Raw genomic sequence first — 19635 nt, forward strand, 5'->3', positions numbered from 1 at the left:
TTGCCTCTCATTGTGTGGCGAGGGCCGGTTGTACCGGCAGGTTCAGTGCCACGCGCAGGACATCACGGGCTATCATTAATTCTTCATTAGTATTGACGATGGCAATTTGTACCGGAGCGGTATCTTGCTGAATAAAAAACTGATTTCTGATGTTCTTTTCTTGATCCAGTTCAATACCCAGGAATGTCAGCTCCCGGCATATCTGCTGGCGGGCGCTACGTGAGTTTTCACCAATGCCGCCGGTAAAGATAAGCGCATCGATCCCCCCCAATTGCACGATATAGCTGCCAATCACGGCGCGGATCCGCTCAGCGAACAGTTCAAGAGCCAATGCTGCACGGCGGTTGCCGTTATCGGCCGCTTGTTCCACATCACGATAATCATGAGAAATACCGGAGATACCCAGCAAACCAGATTGGTTATTGATCAGATGGTTAATTTCAACCGCACTTTTGCCTTCTGTTTGCTGAATAAAAGGCAGAATGGATGGATCAATATCGCCGCTACGGGTGCCCATCATTACCCCTGCCTGGGGGGTAAATCCCATCGAGGTATTGACGGACTTCCCGTGGCCGATAGCGCAAATACTGGAACCATTGCCGAGATGGCAGGAGACAATACGTAGCGCTGCCAATGGCTGGCCCATACGCTCAGCACAGACCGCACTAACATATTTATGACTGGTGCCGTGAAAGCCGTAACGACGAATTCCCAATTCTTCGTAATAGCGCCACGGCAGCGGGTATAGGAATGAGGTCTGACTCAATGTTTGATGGAATGCAGTATCAAATACTGCCACGGCACTGGCATGGGGCAGGGCAAGCTGGAACACGCGAATACCTAATGCATTCACCGGGTTATGCAGCGGCGCTAATGTGCCAAGCTGTTCAATTTTATCCAGTACTTGCGGGGTAATCAGTACCGAATCGGCAAAGGTTTCACCGCCGTGGGCAACACGATGACCGACGCCAATGATTTCGTCTAATGAGTCAATAATATTGTGCTCAATCAGCGCCCTAAGCAGGTGTTCAGCGCCTTGACGGCAATCCGCGATGGGTAAGGTTTCTCGCCATCGCACATCACCTACTCGCAGGTTAAATATCGCATCATCCATCCCAATGCGTTCAATTAATCCCTGACATAACACCTGCTCGTGATGTTGGCCGGTATGTTCATTTAACATGGAAAACAGCTGAAATTTCAACGAAGAACTGCCGGCGTTAATCGCCATAATCTTACCGGACATGCGACTCTCCACAATGTTTTAAATAAGTCATAAGGGATTCAAATAAGTCATAAGGTCAGTTAACCCCTCGCCGGTTTGCGCCGAGGTGATAAAAATATGTTGTGCACCCGCTTGGGTCAGGCAATCCGCCGCCCAGTCCAGTTGGTCGGTGTGGCTGACGGTATCGGCTTTGCTGATAATGCCAATCACCGGTTTGTTGAAAACCTGCGCCAGCATTGGCGCAAACCAGCTCTGTGTGGCATCGGCATTTTGTACCAACCCCACCACATCGGCTTCACAAGCACTGGCTAATAACGCACTGTATAAACAGCGGTTTTCCAGATATTCACCCGGCGTATCTATGGCATTGTCCTGCCAGATAATGGACTGGGTTTTCTGGTAATTCAGCGCCTCACCGCGTAAGCGCTGAATCAGCGAGGTTTTGCCACACTGACTGGGGCCAATCAACATGATGCGTTGCATGGCATCAGGTCCGGGTCATCGGGCAGGCAGTGAATTTCATCATGTCGCCCAAGGTGTGAATCACCTGTTTCAATGCGTATTCCACCGCGGAAACATCGCCGGTAAACACCACCGCACCAGTAAATCGGTCAATAAAACCAATCTCGACTGCGCCGGATTTGGTGGCGATATCACTGGCAATAATCGAGGCTTCACTGGGGGTAATGGTCAAAATGCCAATGGCGCTACTGACATCGTTTAGTCCCAGTTTTTTATAAAGCGCCTTGTTAGGGTTGGCTATCAGGTGCGCCAGGGTTATCTGTTTACCGGGAACATATTCTTGGATCACGCGCTCGGGGGTGCTATTTGCTTCCATCATGCCTCCTGAACTAACTGACGCCACAGCGCCTCATGGGGCCGTGGGATAACTGAGCTGTATATCAATAATCCCTTTTCACCAGCACATTGGCTGGCGACCTCGACGGCGGTTTGCACATCGGCAATGTCACCGCTAAGCACCTGATAACATTTGCCACCGATACCAAAAGCCATATGAATACGTACCAGAGTGACATTGGCGGCTTTCACCGCACGGTCGGCGGCGGTAATGCAGGCCACCACACTCCAGGTCTCCACCACACCTGCCGCCTGACGGTTTTCCACCGAGTTCAGGCCGCTGATGGCAGGTAATACTGATGGATGAAGATTGGGCAAAACGATGCTGTCGACCAATAAGTGACCGCTGTGCCGTTCACCATTTTGTACCGACTGAGTCACCGCCCCGATATCACCTCCCACCATCAGCAAATACTTGCCGGGGCACAGGGTTTTGCTGACCAACAGGTCGACGTTGGCACTTTTTAGCATCAGGTCGCAGACTTCCATCCCTTTGGCAATACTGCTTAATTCAACAATTCCAATGGCTTGTGACATGCCAACTCCTCTTTAAAAAACACTGTCAGCCGCGGCTTATGGTGATGGCGCTGTTACTGATAGCAGTGATGACACCGCTGATACTGGCGTGTAGCGGTGCGCCCAAGGCGTTATGCGGGATTTGCCCAATTAATTGGCCCTGTTCTATCCGATCCCCCACTGCGACGATGGCCTCTGCGGCAGCACCGATATGCTGGCGTAATGGTAATATCACCTGTTGAGGCTGATAGGGCTTCTCACTAAAGGGGGCAGCCTGATACCAGTCGGTTAAATCCAAGCGGGCGATCAGCCGTGCTGTTGGCACCATGCGGTATTTCGCCATCGGGTCAGCTTCGCGCAGCTCCCCTTGATAGCGGGCACCCTGCGCACGTAACTGAGTTTTCAGCAGGCGGTTAATGCGCATCGGCGAGATATCCACCGGGCAGGCATAGCTTTCACACAGACTGCATTCCGAGCAGGTCAGGGCGCTGAGCAAAATATCTGGCGTGGCGACTTGCTGGTAGATAATCGCCCGTACCAACAGGTGCGGCGGTAATTCATGGCCGATAAGGTGGCGCGGGCAGAGTTCGGTACACATGCGGCACTGTTCGCAGACGGTGCGAGCGATGGCAAGCACATCCTTATCACTGCGGGCACGGCGGGCAATCAGCAAATGATCAGCAGGCAGTACCAGCAGGCCGCCAGTGGTTTTGGTGACGGGCTGATCAAGATCATGCAGGGCATGGCCCATCATCGGGCCACCATTAATATAAGCGGGATTATTAATGGTCGCGCCACCCGCCAAAGCCAACACTTCGCGCAGTGACGTGCCCAGTGGCACCGTCAAGGTCAATGGCCGAGCTACGGCACCATTCACTGTGAGGGTTCGGCGGGTGACCGGCCACTGCTGTTCAACGGCGCGGGCTACGTTGAGCAGGGTTTGCACGTTATTCACCACCACCCCAATGCTGATCGGCAGCGCCGCAGGTGGAACCCGGCGGCCGGTTGCCAGCCAGATGGTAATCACTTCATCTCCGGCGGGGTAAACATCGGGTAAAATATGCAGCCGAATCTGTGGTGGCAGCAGCGGTGTCAGCGCTGCAATGGCCTCCTCATATTTAGCTTTCAGCGCAATGATGCCTTCGCATGCACCGGTGGCTTTCATGCCATACAGCACGCCGCGCACCAGCCGTGCCGCCTGACGTGGGATCAATTGCTGATCCACTTTCAACATCGGTTCACACTCAGCGGCATTGACCAGGAAAATCTCGGCCTGTGACTGTAACTTCACCGCCGTGGGGAACCCGGCACCACCGGCTCCGACCACACCGGCGTCACGCACCCGCTGTTGGATAGTCGCTGCATCACATGGCGGCAGTTCGCCATAAGCGGGGGGCGAGTGCAGCACGTTGGCTTCAGGCATCTGCATATCACTCATAAAGCGCCTCGATAATCCCACGGATATCCTGGTCGCTAGCTGGGCGCGGGTTGGTGCGCAATGTGATGTCGGCCAGGGCTGCTGCAATCATATCGGGGAGATGTTGCTGCAATTGGCGCTCATTAACTTTCATTGCCGCCAACGGCTGAGGTAACCCGCACTGGCGTTTTAGCTGCTCAATTTGGTGAACCAGCTGATTGACTGCACTGTGATCATCGCCATTGGGTGGGCTGAAATGGCACAGCTTCGCCAATCTTGCATAGCGCTTACGCGCTCGCGCATCTGCGGCGTTAAAGCGAATCACCGGCACCAGCAACAGGGCATTCGCTAAGCCGTGAGCAATGTGGAATTGCCCCCCCAATTGGTGGGCGATGGCATGATTAATCCCCAGCCCCGCCTGACTGAATGCGATGCCAGCCAGCGTCGAGGCATTGTGCATTTTGCCGCGGGTTATCAGGCAGTCACCTTTACGGCAGGCGGTTGCCAGATGGCGAAATACCAGTTGCACCGCTTTTTCTGCCAGTGCATCGGTAAAATCACTGGCGCGCGGTGATACATAGGCCTCCAGCGCATGAGTCAACACATCCAATCCGGTATTGGCGGTGATAGCGGGCGGCACGCTGGCCACCAGTGCGGCATCCAAAATGGCGATATCAGGATAAATTTCATCGTCAAAGATTGGATATTTAATGCTTTTCTCTGGATCACTTATCACACAAGCGCTGGTGACCTCAGAGCCAGTCCCGCTGGTGGTCGGGATGGCGATACAGGTTGCTATCTCCAGCCCCTGTTTACGGCTAAACCAGACAATGGCTTTGGCGGCATCCAGTGCCGAACCACCGCCAAAACCGATCACTATATCGGGGCGCAGCGCTTGCATCTGCTCAATCCCCTTCACCACGGTGGCGATATTCGGATCCGGCGTGATATCGCTGAACAGGGTAATCTGGTTGTCGACTGGCAAGGCTTGTCTCAGTTTATCCAGCAGCGGAGAGGTGGCTAAAAAGCCATCGCAAACAATCCAAATTTTGCGCTGATGAAAGCGTTGCAGCACCTTGAGGCTGCCTTCCCCGCTATAAATGCGTGTTTGCAGGAAAAAAGTTTTCATACATCCTCGCTCAGCGAATAGAGAAACCATTAGTCAGTACACAGCGGCGTTGACGCGCAAAGGTACGCGCCGAAGTGGTACCCTCCCCGGTCGGGGTGGCAATAGTAAAGGTGGTAAAGCCTTCACCGCCGACCCCTATCCCAGCATAGGACGGGCCATTTTTGACAAAAATGGAGGTTTGCAATAAACGTGCAGCCAGATTCAAGCGCGAGACATTTTGTGAGTGCATGGTTGCGGTATGATGCAGGCCGCCCTCGACGTGCAATGCCAATGTCAGGGCCGCATCAAAATCCTTTACCCGTACCACCGGTAACAGCGGCATCAATTGTTCGGTGGTGACCAGTGGATCGTCACCAGCCACTTCGACCAATAACAGGCGCGGGGCTTTAGCTGGGCAGGTGATGCCAGCCGCTTTCAGCAATTCAGTTGGGCTTTTACCCACCAGATTTTTATTGGCATGGCCCTGCGGCGTCAGGCAGGCTTTGCGTAAGCTGTCAATCTCTTGCGGATTGCTTATCAGTAATGCATCGAAGGCCTGCATCTGTTGCAATAAACGGTCGGCAACACTTTCCACCACGATCAGGCTTTTCTCTGCAATGCACGGCAGGTTGTAGTCAAATGAAGCACCCGCCACGATATCCTGCGCCGCTTTGACTAACTCGGCGGTTTCATCCACCAGACAAGGTGGGTTACCCGCACCGGCACCAATCACTTTCTTGCCGCTTTTCATGCCCATCGCCACAATGGCCGGGCCACCAGTAATCGCGAGTAAGGCAATTTTGTCGTGTGCCATCATCTGTTGGGTGGCTTCGAAACTCGGTTCTTTTACTGTCACCACCAGATTGCGAATGCCGCAACTGTTGAAAATGATCTCTTCAATTTGGGCGATGAGATCCAGTGACACCGCTTTAGCACCAGGGTGGGGGCTGAAATAGACTGCATTACCCGCTGCCAACATACTGATGCTGTTATTAATAATGGTTTCGGTCGGGTTAGTGCTGGGGGTGACTGAACCAATAACGCCGAAGGGTGAATACTCGAATAACACCATGCCGCCATCACCGGTCAGGGCGGTGGTAGATAAGTCTTCAATACCCGGTGTGTTTTCCAGTGCAGCTTTGTTTTTCAGGAATTTATCTTCTTTATTACCCATGCCGGTTTCACTGGCACCACGCTCGGACAGAGAGACAAGTTGTGGCTTTAATTGCTCACGGATAGCGTGGATAATGGCGCTGCGGGTTTTCATCGGGCTTTGCTGATAGCGCAAAAACGCGCTGTGAGCAGCATTAATGGCTTCATCCACGCTGGCAAAAATGGCGCTGGAGGCAGGGGCCGTGACCGGCGTCAGTTGCTCGGTGAGGATAGTGCGAATGAGCGATTCAAGGTCATTGGTATTCATTATTCATTCCTCAGATGTAAAGCCGATATGGCCGCTTCTGCTATGTACATATCTTGTTCGACGCTACCGCCGCTTATCCCAAAACCGCCCACCAATTGGCCGTCACGCCACAGTGGGTAGCCCCCACCAAAACTCACCACTTTGCCGCCAGTGCTGGCTTCTAGCTGGAACAGATCGGCCCCCGGTTGAATGGCTGCACTGAGTTGGTGAGTAGCGGTTTTCAAGGCGACAGCAGTCCAGGCCTTTTTCGGTGCCAGCTCGCTGCTTACCAGCAAGGTATCGGGCATACGGTAGGTCATAATCATGTTGCCGTGGCGGTCGGCCAGTGCCACAACTACGGTAATTTGTAATGTCATGGCGGCTTCAACCGCTAACTTAACCAGTTGGTGAACATCAGAAAATCCAAGTCCAGCGCTCGTGGGCTGAGTGGTCGCAACGGGTTTCTCAGTGGTTGCGGCTAAATAGCGCGCCACCACGGTGTGTGCTGTTTGTTGCAATGTCTGGCGTTGGTCTTCATCGCGGGCCAGGGCATACAAGCAGTCCGATAGCCGGTTGAGATACTGCAATAACACCGGACGCACCGGCACTTGCTCGGCCAGTTCGATTAACCGCCGCTCGCAGCGCCGCGCCAAGGTGCGGGCAAAATGTAAGCGGCTCCCGGCTTCGGTGTTACCGGGCAGGATAAAACCCTGTACCGGTGGCAGTTGCGCCATGCAGCGATCCACCGCCTGTTCCAGCGCCTGAATATCTTGTTCGCTAATACTTTTTCGCCCACTGGGCGGGGTTTCGATGCCCTCACTGGCCAGTTCGGCGCTGAAATAAAACAGCTGATGTTGTATCGCATCGAGTAACTGAAGGTTTTCTTCACCTTGTGCCACGCGGGCGCACAGGCTAAGTGCCGCATTCAGTTCATCCAAGGTGCCGTAGGTTTCCACCCGAGGATGACTTTTTTTGACGCGTTGACCGGTGAACAGGGCGGTAGTACCCGCATCACCGGTTTTGGTGTAGATGCTCATAAAATCACCGCTTAATCAGTAAGAGCATTCATCGACGATGGCGACAATCGCCAGGTCGATGGCATCATTCGGTTCGGCAAAAACGCGCCGAGCACTGGAACCACCGGACAGCAGCACCAGTTCGCCTTGACCTGCGCCAACAGAGTCAACGGCTACTTCATCCGGCGTGTTGCTGTCCGGAGGCAGTGAGCCATCACCGGCGACACGGCGCACCAACAGTAGTTTCTTACCGATCAGTGTCGGCGACTTTTGTGTTGAAACCACCGAACCTACCACTCGGGCCAGTTGCATGATTTACTCCTGCCTTAACAGTTGAATGTGACGGGCTGACAGTGTTTCCTGCGCCAGCGGTGTAACCAACGTAGAGCTGGCAATCAGCAACCAGCCGGGGTCAAGTGTGGCAATATCGCGATAACTCAATACCTTGCCTGTATGTAGCCGTACCGCCAGACCTTGGTTGTCACTGAAAGTTAGTGGCAATGGGCGCAGTGCCGTCATGGGCAGGGCGGGGAGCAGTTGGCGGTGCAGGCTGATATGCACTTTCATGCCCCACGACCAGGCCTCGTTCAAGGCCACCACTGCTGGACAGTTGGTATCGAACTGCGCCAGCTGATGGATAAACGCCAAATCCGGCAACATTAAATGCAGCGTGGCATGGTGCAGGAATACCGATGTATCCAGCCCGGCGCGTAGTTGAGGCAATAGCAGGGCGTGAACCCGGTGTTCGCGCTCAGCCAACCGCGTGACAATCTGGCTGACCAGCTGTTCGGTTTGCGCCTGAGTCAGATTCATGGCTGCGTTGTCCGTGCAAGGGGTAGCAACGTCGCAAAAGCCGCCGGATCATCGGCTCCAGCGGCATTGGCCTCGTCGGTATCAATGTGCATTTCCAGTTTCATTTGGGGTGAAACGCGGATAGCAACATCATCCATGATCAACCGGCGGCCACTGCCGTGGATTGCCACTTGCACCCGGTCGCCGTGTTTGACCCGATAGATAAGGGCATCCAGTGGCGACATATGGATATGGCGCAATGCCACAATCACACCCTGTGGCAATTCCAGCTCGCCATAGGGGCTGACCAGCCGGATAGCTGGCGTGTCGTCCAGATTGCCCGACATCCGCAGAGGGGCATTGATACCCAGTGTGCGGGCGTCAGTACGAGAGATCTCAACCTGACTGTGGCTGCGCAGTGGCCCCAGAATACGCACATTCTTCAAGTTGCCTTTCGGCCCGACCAAGGTCACCGTCTGAGCCGCGGCGAACTGGCCGGGCTGGAGCAGTGCTTTTTTCTCAATCAGCGGCTGATCGGGGAATAATTGTTGGTAATCCTGCACCGAGAGGTGCAGGTGTCGATTGGAAACCCCAAGCGGGATCGGACGAAGGCGCATTTCGTCGAGGATCTTACTGACAACGGGTTCCAGTAACGCTTTTTCCATCAGACTTTTCCTCGTTTACCCAAGTGAATACAACGAAAGCGAGGCTCACCTTTATGGCGTCGGCAAGCAGGGTCGAGGCAGAGATTGCAGCTCACACGTGGAGCTGGTGGGGCCTCACTTTCTGCACTTTGTCTTGCGACATCCAAATCCATTATTGCCACACCCAAGGCAATTTCTGGTTCATCGTCGGTGGCGGTATCGGCAGGTCGTGGGGCTTCTGCTTCATCGCACTTGTCAATGGTGGGGCTTTCTGTCATAACCATTTCGGCGACAACCTGTTGCGCAGGTTCGCTCAAGGTGGTGGCTTCAGTGGCGGCTGGCTTAATGTGTGGCGCTTGCCAATACGCCATTAGGGGATCTGCCGGACGGGCCAGCACCGCACTTGAGACCAGCCCTTGATGCAGTTGGGCAAAGGCGGCTCCGGTACTGATTGCCGCCTGAACGGAAGCCACATCACCGGTCAGACGAATTAACATCCAGCCGGAGCCGTTGGTTTTTTCTATTCCAATCAGGGTGACGGATGCCGCTTTTGCCATGACATCCGCTGCACCAATCGCCAGCGCCAGACCGCTAACTTCAAGTAAACCCAGTGACGTTTTCACGCGGTGCTCCTCTTCTTACCCTTAGGCAGAGGTCGGTAAAATGGCTTCTACATCGCTATGTGGGCGTGGGATCACATGGCAAGATTTCACTTCACCCACTGCGCTGGCCGCCGCAGAACCGGCATCAACCGCCGCTTTAACTGCGCCGACATCGCCGCGAACCATGACCGTCACCAAGCCGGAGCCGATTTTTTCGTATCCCACTAGCTGTACGTTGGCAGATTTGACCATGGCATCAGCCGCTTCGATGGCAGCGACCAGCCCTTTGGTTTCGATGAGTCCTAGTGCGTTGTTCATAGATATGAATTCCTTGTTAATTTGAGTGTGATTACTTAAACGGTAAACCTTTGACTAACCGGGCGGCGTTATTGCCCAGTCGCCGTAGTTGGTCTTCGTCTTGTGCCAGTGGCTGCCGGAACAGCGGGCTGGCGGGTGGTAAATGACGAAAATGCACGATAACTTCGTCGGCAGAACACGCCATCCCCACCAATAATGGGGAGCGGGTCGCCGCCTGCCAGGCGCGGAGAATGGCATCCGAGTCATCGTCTTGTTGCCACTGCCAGGGAATGCCTTCTTCCTCAATCCCTAGCAATACTTGGTGCCAGACCGCCTCGGGTGTTGGCGAGGTCAGGCTGATAACAATTGCGGGTGCATCTTGGGTAAAGTTCATACGTGATTCTCCCGTTGCCAGGACAGAATCAATCCGGTAGCGACCGCGTTGCGCGGGCCTTCGCTGGCGCGGATATTGCCGCGACCGGCCACCAGCTTGTAGTGAGAAAGGGCGTCGGTGACCAATTGCGGGATTTCGAAGTCCAGCGACGAGCCGCCAACCAGCACTACGAAGGGGATGTCGCGGATATTGCCGGTCGGGCTGACTTGGCGTAGGGCGCGAAGCGCATTGGTGACAAATACCCGCTCTTTAGCGCTGCGGCGGATATTGCGCACTTTTTCCAGTGCATAATCTCCCGGCAGTGGCACCAACCCTTCCGGTTTAACCACCACTAATCGGGCAAAAACTTCGGGTGGCAGCGGTTGTGGGAAGAACTGAACGCTGCCGTCTTCGTGGCGCAGGTGGAACAGACTTTCCACTTTTGCCAAGGGATATTTTTTGATGTCTTCGGCCAAATAGCGGTCTTGGAGATCCAGCTCAGAGGCGATTATCATCGTGACCATATCGCCAGCACCCGCCAGATGGGTGGCAACGATTTGACCTTGCGCATTGATGATTGAGGCATCGGTCGAACCGGCCCCTAAATCGAGGATGGCGAGTGGCCGCCGCGTTCCTGGTGTGGTCAGCGCGCCGAGTATCGCCGCTTCGGCCTCTGCCCCCCCGACCTGTACCTCAATATTCAGGTTCTTTTTGATTTCACTGGCAATATGCGCCATTTGCAAACGATCAGATTTCACCATTGAGGCGATACCCACCGCCTGTTCAAGCGAAAACTCTCCCGCCAGACCGCCGGTGACATTGACGGGCACCGCGGTGTCAACCGCCAACAAATCTTGAATGAAGATCTCACTGGTCGGTTTGTTGGTCAGTTCGGCCATGGTTTGGCGCACGTGTTCGAGCATGCCGCCGATATTGGTACCGGCTTCGCCACTGACATTGTCGAGATGTCGAAAGCTGTTGACCGCAGTCATGATGGCTTCAGCACCGGTGGCGACATCCACCCGCACCGTACGGCCATTAGCAAATAGCTCCAGATGCCCAGCCGGAATGGCGCGGGCTTTAACATCGCCCTCCGGGGTTTTCACCACCACCGCGGAGCGCGTGCCAATTAAAGCCCGCGCCACCGGAACGATGTTTTTGGTTTCTTCAGCACTCAATCCGAACACTGTGGCAATGCCATAAGGGTTAGAGAGGGTTTCAATCACCTGACCCGGCATAGCGACTTCAACCGCCGCCAACATCCCCATTGGGATACGGTCAATATGCAGCACCTCATCCACGATGGGCAGGGGGTGTGTGAGACGGTTGTTGACCAGTACACCATCATCCCGTTGCAGGATAATCGCGGTAATGCGGTATCCAGCGCCGTTAGCAGCATTGACCACGGCCGCCACATCGGCAAAATCAACTGCAGAGGGCACCACCAGAATATAAGGCTGGTTAGGGTCTCGCGTGACTAACTCATCAATCGTGATGGTCAGCCCAACGCCTAACCCCAGTCCACCGGGAGTTTTAGGGTTGTGACCGATCATGGTGGATTCAGTAATAATGGTTTCAGTTATGGTTTCCATCGCCACATCACCAATGACCGGGGTCGCCTCGTTGATGCGGATAAGATTGATATCACTTAGTGCGATACCGGCCTTTTCCACCAACATATTCAGCGCCTTAGTGATGCCAAAAATGTTGCGTTGCGTCCCTTTGATACCCGTGGTTTCGGTTAGGGTACTGGTAACAAAGTGCAACTGACCATCAGTCATGCATTGTGCCAATGCGACTTCTGTTGATGAGTTGCCGATATCTACCCCGACGATGTAATCCATATCTCTTACCTTAAGTTGCTGACAGTAACACCCCTCTGATTTAGCCGAGGTGAGCGAAGGGCCTATATGTCTAGGGGCACTCCGGCGGCTCACGCCGCTACGACCCCAACGACCTATCTCCCTTCGTTTGATATCGCCAAATTAATCGTCGCCTTTTAGCTTTTTGCGCTGGACATACAAAACGGCGGCTTCGCGCACGAAGGCGGCACAAATAGTCGCGTTGTAGGTCTGTTCCAGGTCGTCGGCAATGGCATTCAACTCTTCTTTACTGGAGCGGAATGGGCGCAGGGCGTTGTAGATATCCAGCACCTTGTCATCCGGCACCGCAGTTAGCTCAGCTGCGCGCTCAAAGTTCATTGCCAGCAGCGGGCGGCCAGCGTCTTTGGCAATGGATGCCTGAATACGCAGGATTTCCGGGGTAATACGTAAATCTTGTGAAGTAACACTGCCGTTTAAAACGTTTGCCAGCGTCAGATCATCCAGTGTTTTATTGGTGGCGGTTTTCACCCAGTCAGGGTGTTTATTCGCCAATGGATAATCAGAGACTTTGGCATCACTGCGCGAACTGGCCGCTGGAGCACAAGCGGTAGTTGGCGTTTGGCCTTGCAAGCTGTTCATCTTGCTCAGTACATCGCGAACCATGGATTCAATAGCTTCGGAATTCATTGTGTTTTCCTTTGTTAAAGCGCCACCCGGAGTTCCTGAGGATTCTTGCCGGTCACCACATATTTGGTTTCTTTAATGTGCAGAATCGCTGATTTGGCCTGATATTTTGGCCGTGCCATTTGGTCATTCAGGGTCGGAACCGGTTGTGGTGATTCCCGTTTGGCGTAGCGAGCGGCGTTTTTACCAATCAAACGATAGGTTTCCAGCGTCAGCAGTGGGGCTTGTGGGAACAGCTCCAGGTTAGAAAGTGGCGGCAGACCTTGCTGATGAATGACCGTGGTACCTTTTGACTGGATGCCAATAGAAATCCCAGAGCCACTCAGGCGGTTGCCCTCGACGGCAACAAACGCCACGTCGGAGGATTTAAAGCAGCGGATAACCCGCGCTTTTATCCCTTCCTCTTCGATACCAGCAATTAGTTCGCGCAAAATATTCTTGTGCGGAATGCCAACGATATTGGCGGTTTGCGACAAGCCAAATGCCGGGCCGACAGCAATAATCACTTCATCCTGATGGGTACCGGGGCGGGCTTCACCCACTTCAGTGAGAAAATCCCCTGACGCCACGGCAGCCGTTGCCGTAGGTTGGGTCTCTTGCTTAAAGGAGACGGTATTGCTGTCTCCCTGCATTTCCTGCAATACGCCTTCAATAATTTGGCGTAACAGTTTTTCGTTAATATCCACCATCTCGTGCACCCCTTAGCCAAGCTCATTTGGATCAAGCGCGTTTGGAATATTTTTAATTTCTTCCCAACGTGCACCTTCCAGCCGGTAACCGGTAGCTGGCCCCGCGTAGTCATTGACGTCATTCACCGCTGACAGCACCTGGTTATCGCCTTTGATGATCGCCGAGGTATGCAAGTAGTCGCCGGCGATTTTGGCTTTCTGGATGTTGAGCATGTCCTGCGCCACATCTTCAAAGCCGCCTTGCGCCAAGGCTTTCACCACTTCCAGACCGGTGCGGTTTTTGCTGATGATTTCCTGAGCGAACTTGATGTCTTCAACGATGTTACGTTCCGGCATATCTTTCGAACCGTGTGCATATGTCGCGGCAATTACTTCTTCGTCGGTAATTGGCGGTAAACCCATCCCGGCGAATACTGCTTGCAGAGCGCGCGCAGCTTTGTTGCGAATAGCCACCACGTCAGCTTCCAATACTGGACGCAGGCCACCATCGACTTTCAGGTCGCGCTGCATGACGTTGTAATCGTCAAAGTCTTCGGCATCTTCGTTGGAGCCAGCGAACATATTGTCGTAGTTCGGCACCGCGGAATAACCAGAGGAGATAAAGTCAGTACCCGGCAGGAACTGCATCAGCAGGCGAGCGGTACGGCGCATATCCGAGTGGGTAAAGGTTTGGTCGTTACTGGATGCACATTCCAGATCCAGCGCCGAACAAATCAGGTTTTCGGCCAAAATGGCGCGAATGCCTGATGGCACCGCCGATGGCACGCCGACACAACTGACGGAGCCGTTTTGCAGCCCCTGAACCCCGGCGGCTTTGGTGATATAAATACAGCGCGCTTCGAGATACAGCATGGATTTGCCTTCGGCATAGCCCATTTGCACTTCGGAGCCAGAACCGGAGGTGAAGCGCATTTTCAAACCGCGTGATGCATAAGACGAAGCGAGAAAACCTTTCGACCACGGAGTGTCATCACCGTCGGTAAATACCGGTTCAGTGCCATAAACCGAAATGGTTTCGGCATAACAGGTGTGGCCCAACATCCCTAGTTTCAGCTCAGTGGCTTCTTCCAGCGAACATTGAGTCAGCACCCCTGGGCGGCCAACTTGCGAACCGACCAACAGTGCAATGGCGTTGAATGGCGCATAACGAGCCACCGCCACCGTAGTCTCTTGCTCATCGAAACCACGGAATGCGCCTTCCGCAGCATCGGCGGCAATTTGCACTGGGTTATCTTTCACGTTGGTGACGTGCGCTTGCTGTGATGGTGTCCGACGAGCGCGCATTTTCTGCATCGACATCATCATTTCCACCACGTTCATGTGTGATACCACCTCGACGATTTTGGCGGGTGTCATGGCGGTGGTTAGCGGAACAATGGTGCGGCGCGACACATTTGGATCACACAACATATTGGCCAGCTTGATGGAATCCATCTTCATCACTTCTTCCGCATGGGCCAGATTGATACCGTAGCGGGCGATAAAGTGGTCGATCAGGTCGAAACTACTTTGTGGTTTACCGTCGAGTTCAGTCACCACACCATTAACAATCTTGATAGAAGGTTTTGGATCGTTAGGGCTTTCCATGGCAATAAAGCCTTCCTCGATCCACTCTTTGACAAAGCCGTCCTGATTAACCGGGCGTTTCGCCAACGCTTCAAATCTTTTCGATTTCATGAAACAGCCTCACTGTGGCGTCAGATATAAGAAGGGCGGTCGTTTTTCGGTTCAGCACCTAAAGTGGCTAATACCGTTTTGCCGATCTCACGAGCAGAAATCACTGCCTGACGGACTGCGCCAGAATCGCCGGAGATAACCAGAATCACTTCGTTACTAAAGCTGGTGCCTTGTGCAGGGGAGCTATAAGCCACCACATCCACATTGGCGGATTTCACCGCGGTATCAGCCATCAGAACACCAATGGAAGCCGGTGCGCCGACAATCACGCCGCAAGAACGGCCCAGCGGTGCGCCGAATGCTTTTTCCAGTGCATGGCTTGCACGCGCGCTGTATTGCAATTCGATATGACCCGCTTCATTGGCGTAAACATCACCAAATGTGCGGTCTAACTCTTTCAGCGCCACTTCAACGGCACGCTTCACGTCGGAAACATCATCACCACCGAAGATAATGAGCGAGCCATGACCGGCACCGCCTTTGGTATCGCGTGGTAATTCAATGCTGACCACTTCGGTATTGGTGGCTTTTACTGCTTCATCGGCGGCCATAATGTGCGGGCCAGCACCGGTGCGAGCGCCCAAAATACCAATGGAGCGATAGCGTTTTTCCAGCTTCATTGCGTCCAACAGGGCGCTGTCGACGTTGGCGATCACCAGTCCGACCGTGTCACCGATCGCGGTTCCAACAAATTCCGTTAAACTGCAAGTTTTCTCAGCCATAGCCGTATCTCGTTGTTTATAGGATGGTTGTGCATGGGATGGTTGTGCAGAAGACGCCGGAGCGTGTTCACTGACTTTTGCTATCACCTGCGCCATGATTTGGTCGACCAGGTCATTGCTTTTCATTAGCTATTTCCCTTTGGTAAGTTTCCCTTGGGAAGAAAGGCCTCAACATCGGTATGTGGCCGTGGGATCACATGGGTTGATTTCACTTCACCTATGTTGGCAGCCGCGATAGCGCCTGCATCAGTGGCCGCCTTAACCGCTCCGACATCACCACGGACGATGACAGTGACCAGACCGGAGCCAATTTTTTCGTAGCCTACCAACGTCACATTGGCCGATTTCACCATGGTGTCAGCAGCCTCGATGGCTGCAACCAACCCTTTGGTTTCCACCATTCCTAGTGCTTCTTGTTGCATATATACCTCGACGAATATCAGGTGCCCTTACCCGTCATACTTCAAGCTGCATGTGCGTTGGCTGCTTCGTTCACCCCAGTCACTGACTTATGTAAGTTCCTGGGGATTTACTCAATTGCCGCTTTCCTGCAACTCGAATTATTTAGGGTATTGCTTTGGCTTGAATTGCCATATTCAAAAATAATGTTGTTATATTCAGTAATAACGTTGTCAGGTTCGTGCTGAGATTGAATATACAAACAAGCAATGAAAAAGAATGGCTGTATTGAATTTACTGGCGGGAATGGTTAGTGACGAAATAACAAATTATTGTCATGAGTTCATTTAACTGATTATTTTATAAGTCTATTTATTAATGGATAGGTGATAATAATTGGTTTTTGCATATTCATAATTACAATTAAGTCAGTGACAATCCCTATTTTCTTTGGTACTCACGCACGTGAATATAAAGATGGAAGCTGGCTCACATTAAAATAGAAATTGCGAGCTTGATAACAATAACGGAAAGAATAAATGACAAGAAAGTCACATTATTGAATTAGACAATAAGTTGCTTGTTTACAGGGTGTTGAGGGGAGTATGGGCCAGATAATAGCAATAATTTGCTATAGGAACTCTATTTTTTTGTTTAATTAATGGCTAATCACGACAACACTTTCATTTTCCGTCTCTTTATAGTGGTTGAGTCAAGGGCCGTGCATTACTGAAACACAATGTATTCATCATAATAACTTCAAGCAGGGTAACCCTATGAACGACTCGCTCAAAGCTCAGTGTGTGGCAGAATTTCTTGGCACCGGGCTGTTTTTGTTTTTTGGTATTAGTTGCTTGGCGGCGATGAAAGTGGCCGGTGCCAGTTTTGGTTTGTGGGAAATCTGTATTGTTTGGGGGCTGGGGATTTCACTGGCGGTTTATCTGACCGCGGGTATTTCCGGTGCTCACCTCAATCCCGCGATTACCATTGCTTTATGGCTGTTTGCCTGTTTCCCCGCGCGCAAAGTCATTCCCTACAGCATTGCACAGATTGCCGGTGCTTTTGGTGGTGCGGCGCTGTCTTATATGTTGTATCACAACTTATTTACTGATTTTGAAACCGCCCATCAGATGGTACGTGGCAGTCTGGAAAGTCTACAACTGGCCAGTATTTTCAGTACGTTCCCCTCACCGGCTATCAGTGTATGGCAAGCCGCATTTGTTGAAATCATTATTACCTCCATTCTGATGGGGCTGATTATGGCGTTGACGGATGATGGTAATGGGGTGCCGCGTGGTGCATTAGGGCCGCTATTGATTGGTATCCTGGTGGCGGTGATAGGGGCTTCAACCGGGCCATTAACCGGTTTTGCCATGAACCCCGCGCGTGATTTTGGCCCTAAATTATTTACCTTCTTTGCCGGCTGGGGAAAAATCTCCATGACTGGTGGGCGTGATATCCCTTATTTCATTATCCCGATTGTCGCCCCTATTATTGGTGCTTGCCTCGGTGCGGCGGTTTATCGCTTCTTCATTGGCAAAAACCTGCCTTGCAATACTTGTAAATTAGAGGATGAGAAAGCCAGTTTATAAATCAAATGAGTTTCCTCATCTTGAATCTATGAAACGAGATGAGGAAATTTCGTGATCTATTCTGGTTAATCGACTGATTATCGTCCCCTGTTGATTATGACTCTGGTAAGGTGAATTGTTATTTTCCTTCATTTTGCCAGGGTCTAAACCTTCACAGGGAAATAGGTTTTCCACTTGCTGATAGGAATGTAAATACAACAAATTAGTAACACATGGTTTATTACAGGGATGATTTATAGCAACAAACGAAACTTAATAACAATAAATTAAAATTAACTGAGAGGTTTTATCATGATTTCTGCCAGTTCTCTAAACTCAGAGCTCATAAATAAAATCGCGCAGGATTTTGCTCAGGCCACAGGGCTGGCCGTGGTGGTAGTGAATATTCACGGCGAAGAGATTTCTGATCTTTTTAACTTTACGCCATTTTGTCAGTTGATGCGCCAGGACCCGGTGAACCATCTCCGTTGCCGAATGAGTGATCGTTGCGGGGGCCTTGAAGCCTCAAAATCCAATGAGCCTTGTATTTATCGCTGCCACGCTGGGTTAACTGATTTCTCTATTCCGCTGGTCATTGCCGGTCATTTAGTGGGTTTTGTGTTATGCGGCCAGGTGCGGTTGCACTCAGATGTTTATCTGATTGATATACTTAATGTGGATAATCACTGGCAGCAGAATCCGGCACTGATGGATGAGTTCCACAATGTGCCTGTTATGGATTTTTCACGGGTGATTGCATCGGCAGATTTATTGAAGTTGATTGTTGAGAATTGCCTCAAAAAACATCTCAATTTTGTGGTGATCAACGACAACATGGGCAGCAAAGAACCGGGCAGAATACGACCGGTTCACCCCCATGACAGCAAAATGAAGAAAGCACTGCGTTATATTGATACGCATTTATCGGAAGAACTACGGCTGGAAGAAGTGGCGGCTAAGGTATATCTCAGCCCGTACTACTTCAGCAAATTGTTTAAAAAATATCAGGGCATCGGATTTAATGCCTGGGTCAATCAGCAGCGGATGGCCAATGCCAGAGAGATGTTACAACACAGCGATTGGAGCATTGCCAGCATTGCCAAGAATCTGGGTTTTTCCCAGACCAGCTATTTCTGCAAAGTGTTCCGTCAGACCTACAACGTGACACCGCAGGTATTTCGCTCACTTTCTTCTGAACGCAGCGAAATGGAATGACAGTTATTGATCTAATATCAATTGGTCATGCTGTTCATTCAAGTTTGTCTATTTTAATATCCAGTGTGATATTGAAAATACAAAATAAATAATGACAATTTTTTGCTATTTTTTTAAACGATATTTTTTCATTTAACTTGTTGTTTTTAAGTGGTTATCGTCTGTTTTTATGACAATTATTTGTTGTAATGATACAAAAAAATAACTCGCAAAAAATGAAATTAACCATTTTTTATGAACAGAAAAGCGTATATTAATTTCAAGAAAGCCGACCAGACTACTAATTAATAAATGCTCTGTTATAACAGTGTAAATAAAGAGATAAATTAAATAACGAAATAAGAAACTAAATAACAGAATCTACTGTACTTAAATACTGAAACAGGTATGTCGTGGATAACACGATTGGGAAGGGGGTGTAAATCCCCCGCAGCCCCCGCTGCTGTGATGCTGACGAACCCGCTGAGACCACTGATCCATAGGATTGGGAAGGTAGCGGGGGAGAGTGACGCTAAGCCAGAAGACCAGCCAAATCAGTAAAGAGTTTCAACTCCTTCGGTGGGAAGCGGGTTGTCATCAGATGCGCGCAGCGGTGACGTTGCGCAAAT

At 51.7% G+C, this 19635-nt stretch carries 22 protein-coding genes and 1 riboswitch; of the genes, 2 read left to right on the plus strand and 20 right to left on the minus strand.

Annotated elements, in window-relative coordinates:
• Window positions 1–7 precede the first annotated feature (7 nt).
• The 20 genes from FGL26_RS01820 to pduA all read right to left on the minus strand — a co-directional run bounded on the left by FGL26_RS01820 (window position 8) and on the right by pduA (window position 16264).
• Window positions 8–1246 carry an acetate/propionate family kinase gene (locus tag FGL26_RS01820; RefSeq protein WP_032912684.1) on the minus strand — a complete coding sequence of 413 codons (1239 nt, stop codon included), beginning with the start codon at window positions 1244–1246 and terminating at the stop codon, window positions 8–10.
• A gap of 27 nt (window positions 1247–1273) precedes the next feature.
• Entirely contained in the window at window positions 1274–1708 is a 435-nt protein-coding gene (locus FGL26_RS01825; protein ID WP_005168415.1) for a EutP/PduV family microcompartment system protein, read from the minus strand.
• A 4-nt stretch (window positions 1709–1712) separates the two neighbouring features.
• A complete protein-coding gene (gene pduU / locus FGL26_RS01830; protein ID WP_005157716.1) occupies window positions 1713–2063 on the minus strand; it encodes a propanediol utilization microcompartment protein PduU in 351 nt (116 codons plus the stop codon).
• A complete protein-coding gene (locus FGL26_RS01835) occupies window positions 2063–2620 on the minus strand; it encodes a BMC domain-containing protein (protein ID WP_032912686.1) in 558 nt (185 codons plus the stop codon). Before FGL26_RS01835 ends, pduU begins: the two co-directional genes overlap by 1 nt.
• Before the next feature lie 25 nt (window positions 2621–2645).
• Window positions 2646–4037, minus strand: coding sequence for a 4Fe-4S dicluster domain-containing protein (locus FGL26_RS01840; protein ID WP_032912687.1), 1392 nt, complete (start codon window positions 4035–4037; stop codon window positions 2646–2648).
• A complete protein-coding gene (locus FGL26_RS01845) occupies window positions 4030–5145 on the minus strand; it encodes a 1-propanol dehydrogenase PduQ (RefSeq protein WP_005168423.1) in 1116 nt (371 codons plus the stop codon). Before FGL26_RS01845 ends, FGL26_RS01840 begins: the two co-directional genes overlap by 8 nt.
• Before the next feature lie 10 nt (window positions 5146–5155).
• Window positions 5156–6544, minus strand: a complete 1389-nt coding sequence (locus FGL26_RS01850) for an aldehyde dehydrogenase family protein (RefSeq protein ID WP_032909149.1) — start codon at window positions 6542–6544, stop codon at window positions 5156–5158.
• On the minus strand, window positions 6544–7560 hold the full coding sequence (locus FGL26_RS01855) for a cob(I)yrinic acid a,c-diamide adenosyltransferase (protein ID WP_050138471.1): 1017 nt from the start codon (window positions 7558–7560) through the stop codon (window positions 6544–6546). The genes FGL26_RS01850 and FGL26_RS01855 overlap by 1 nt, the downstream gene beginning before the upstream one ends.
• A gap of 15 nt (window positions 7561–7575) precedes the next feature.
• The gene (locus FGL26_RS01860; RefSeq protein WP_004699362.1) at window positions 7576–7851 is read right to left on the minus strand and encodes a EutN/CcmL family microcompartment protein; all 276 of its coding nucleotides are present in this window, start codon (window positions 7849–7851) and stop codon (window positions 7576–7578) included.
• Window positions 7852–7854: 3 nt separating this feature from the next.
• Complete coding sequence (gene pduM, locus FGL26_RS01865; protein WP_032912689.1) at window positions 7855–8352, minus strand: microcompartment protein PduM; 498 nt, start codon at window positions 8350–8352, stop codon at window positions 7855–7857.
• A complete protein-coding gene (locus tag FGL26_RS01870) occupies window positions 8349–8996 on the minus strand; it encodes a phosphate propanoyltransferase (RefSeq protein ID WP_032912690.1) in 648 nt (215 codons plus the stop codon). The genes pduM and FGL26_RS01870 overlap by 4 nt, the downstream gene beginning before the upstream one ends.
• Window positions 8996–9598 (minus strand): BMC domain-containing protein, encoded by a 603-nt coding sequence (locus FGL26_RS01875; RefSeq protein WP_005168438.1) that lies wholly within the window; start codon window positions 9596–9598, stop codon window positions 8996–8998. Before FGL26_RS01875 ends, FGL26_RS01870 begins: the two co-directional genes overlap by 1 nt.
• Before the next feature lie 21 nt (window positions 9599–9619).
• On the minus strand, window positions 9620–9895 hold the full coding sequence (pduJ, locus tag FGL26_RS01880) for a propanediol utilization microcompartment protein PduJ (RefSeq protein ID WP_004388818.1): 276 nt from the start codon (window positions 9893–9895) through the stop codon (window positions 9620–9622).
• A 31-nt stretch (window positions 9896–9926) separates the two neighbouring features.
• Window positions 9927–10268 carry a glycerol dehydratase reactivase beta/small subunit family protein gene (locus tag FGL26_RS01885; RefSeq protein ID WP_005168440.1) on the minus strand — a complete coding sequence of 114 codons (342 nt, stop codon included), beginning with the start codon at window positions 10266–10268 and terminating at the stop codon, window positions 9927–9929.
• A complete protein-coding gene (locus tag FGL26_RS01890; RefSeq protein WP_005168442.1) occupies window positions 10265–12091 on the minus strand; it encodes a diol dehydratase reactivase subunit alpha in 1827 nt (608 codons plus the stop codon). The genes FGL26_RS01885 and FGL26_RS01890 overlap by 4 nt, the downstream gene beginning before the upstream one ends.
• A gap of 141 nt (window positions 12092–12232) precedes the next feature.
• Window positions 12233–12757, minus strand: coding sequence for a propanediol dehydratase small subunit PduE (pduE, locus tag FGL26_RS01895; RefSeq protein ID WP_005168445.1), 525 nt, complete (start codon window positions 12755–12757; stop codon window positions 12233–12235).
• 14 nt (window positions 12758–12771) lie between these two features.
• Entirely contained in the window at window positions 12772–13440 is a 669-nt protein-coding gene (locus tag FGL26_RS01900) for a propanediol/glycerol family dehydratase medium subunit (RefSeq protein ID WP_005168446.1), read from the minus strand.
• 15 nt (window positions 13441–13455) lie between these two features.
• A complete protein-coding gene (gene pduC, locus FGL26_RS01905; RefSeq protein WP_005168448.1) occupies window positions 13456–15120 on the minus strand; it encodes a propanediol dehydratase large subunit PduC in 1665 nt (554 codons plus the stop codon).
• A 20-nt stretch (window positions 15121–15140) separates the two neighbouring features.
• Window positions 15141–15968, minus strand: a complete 828-nt coding sequence (gene pduB / locus FGL26_RS01910; protein ID WP_005168453.1) for a propanediol utilization microcompartment protein PduB — start codon at window positions 15966–15968, stop codon at window positions 15141–15143.
• Entirely contained in the window at window positions 15968–16264 is a 297-nt protein-coding gene (gene pduA, locus FGL26_RS01915; protein WP_005168455.1) for a propanediol utilization microcompartment protein PduA, read from the minus strand. The genes pduB and pduA overlap by 1 nt, the downstream gene beginning before the upstream one ends.
• 753 nt (window positions 16265–17017) lie before the next feature.
• On the opposite strand from pduA, the gene pduF reads away from it, so the two are divergent.
• Complete coding sequence (gene pduF / locus FGL26_RS01920) at window positions 17018–17833, plus strand: propanediol diffusion facilitator PduF (RefSeq protein WP_004699353.1); 816 nt, start codon at window positions 17018–17020, stop codon at window positions 17831–17833.
• Window positions 17834–18124: 291 nt separating this feature from the next.
• Entirely contained in the window at window positions 18125–19027 is a 903-nt protein-coding gene (gene pocR, locus FGL26_RS01925; RefSeq protein WP_005168458.1) for a transcriptional regulator PocR, read from the plus strand.
• A 366-nt stretch (window positions 19028–19393) separates the two neighbouring features.
• Window positions 19394–19574: riboswitch (cobalamin riboswitch) on the plus strand.
• The last annotated feature ends 61 nt before the right edge of the window (window positions 19575–19635 follow it).

The organism is Yersinia enterocolitica subsp. enterocolitica, from assembly GCF_901472495.1.
GTDB lineage: Bacteria > Pseudomonadota > Gammaproteobacteria > Enterobacterales > Enterobacteriaceae > Yersinia > Yersinia enterocolitica.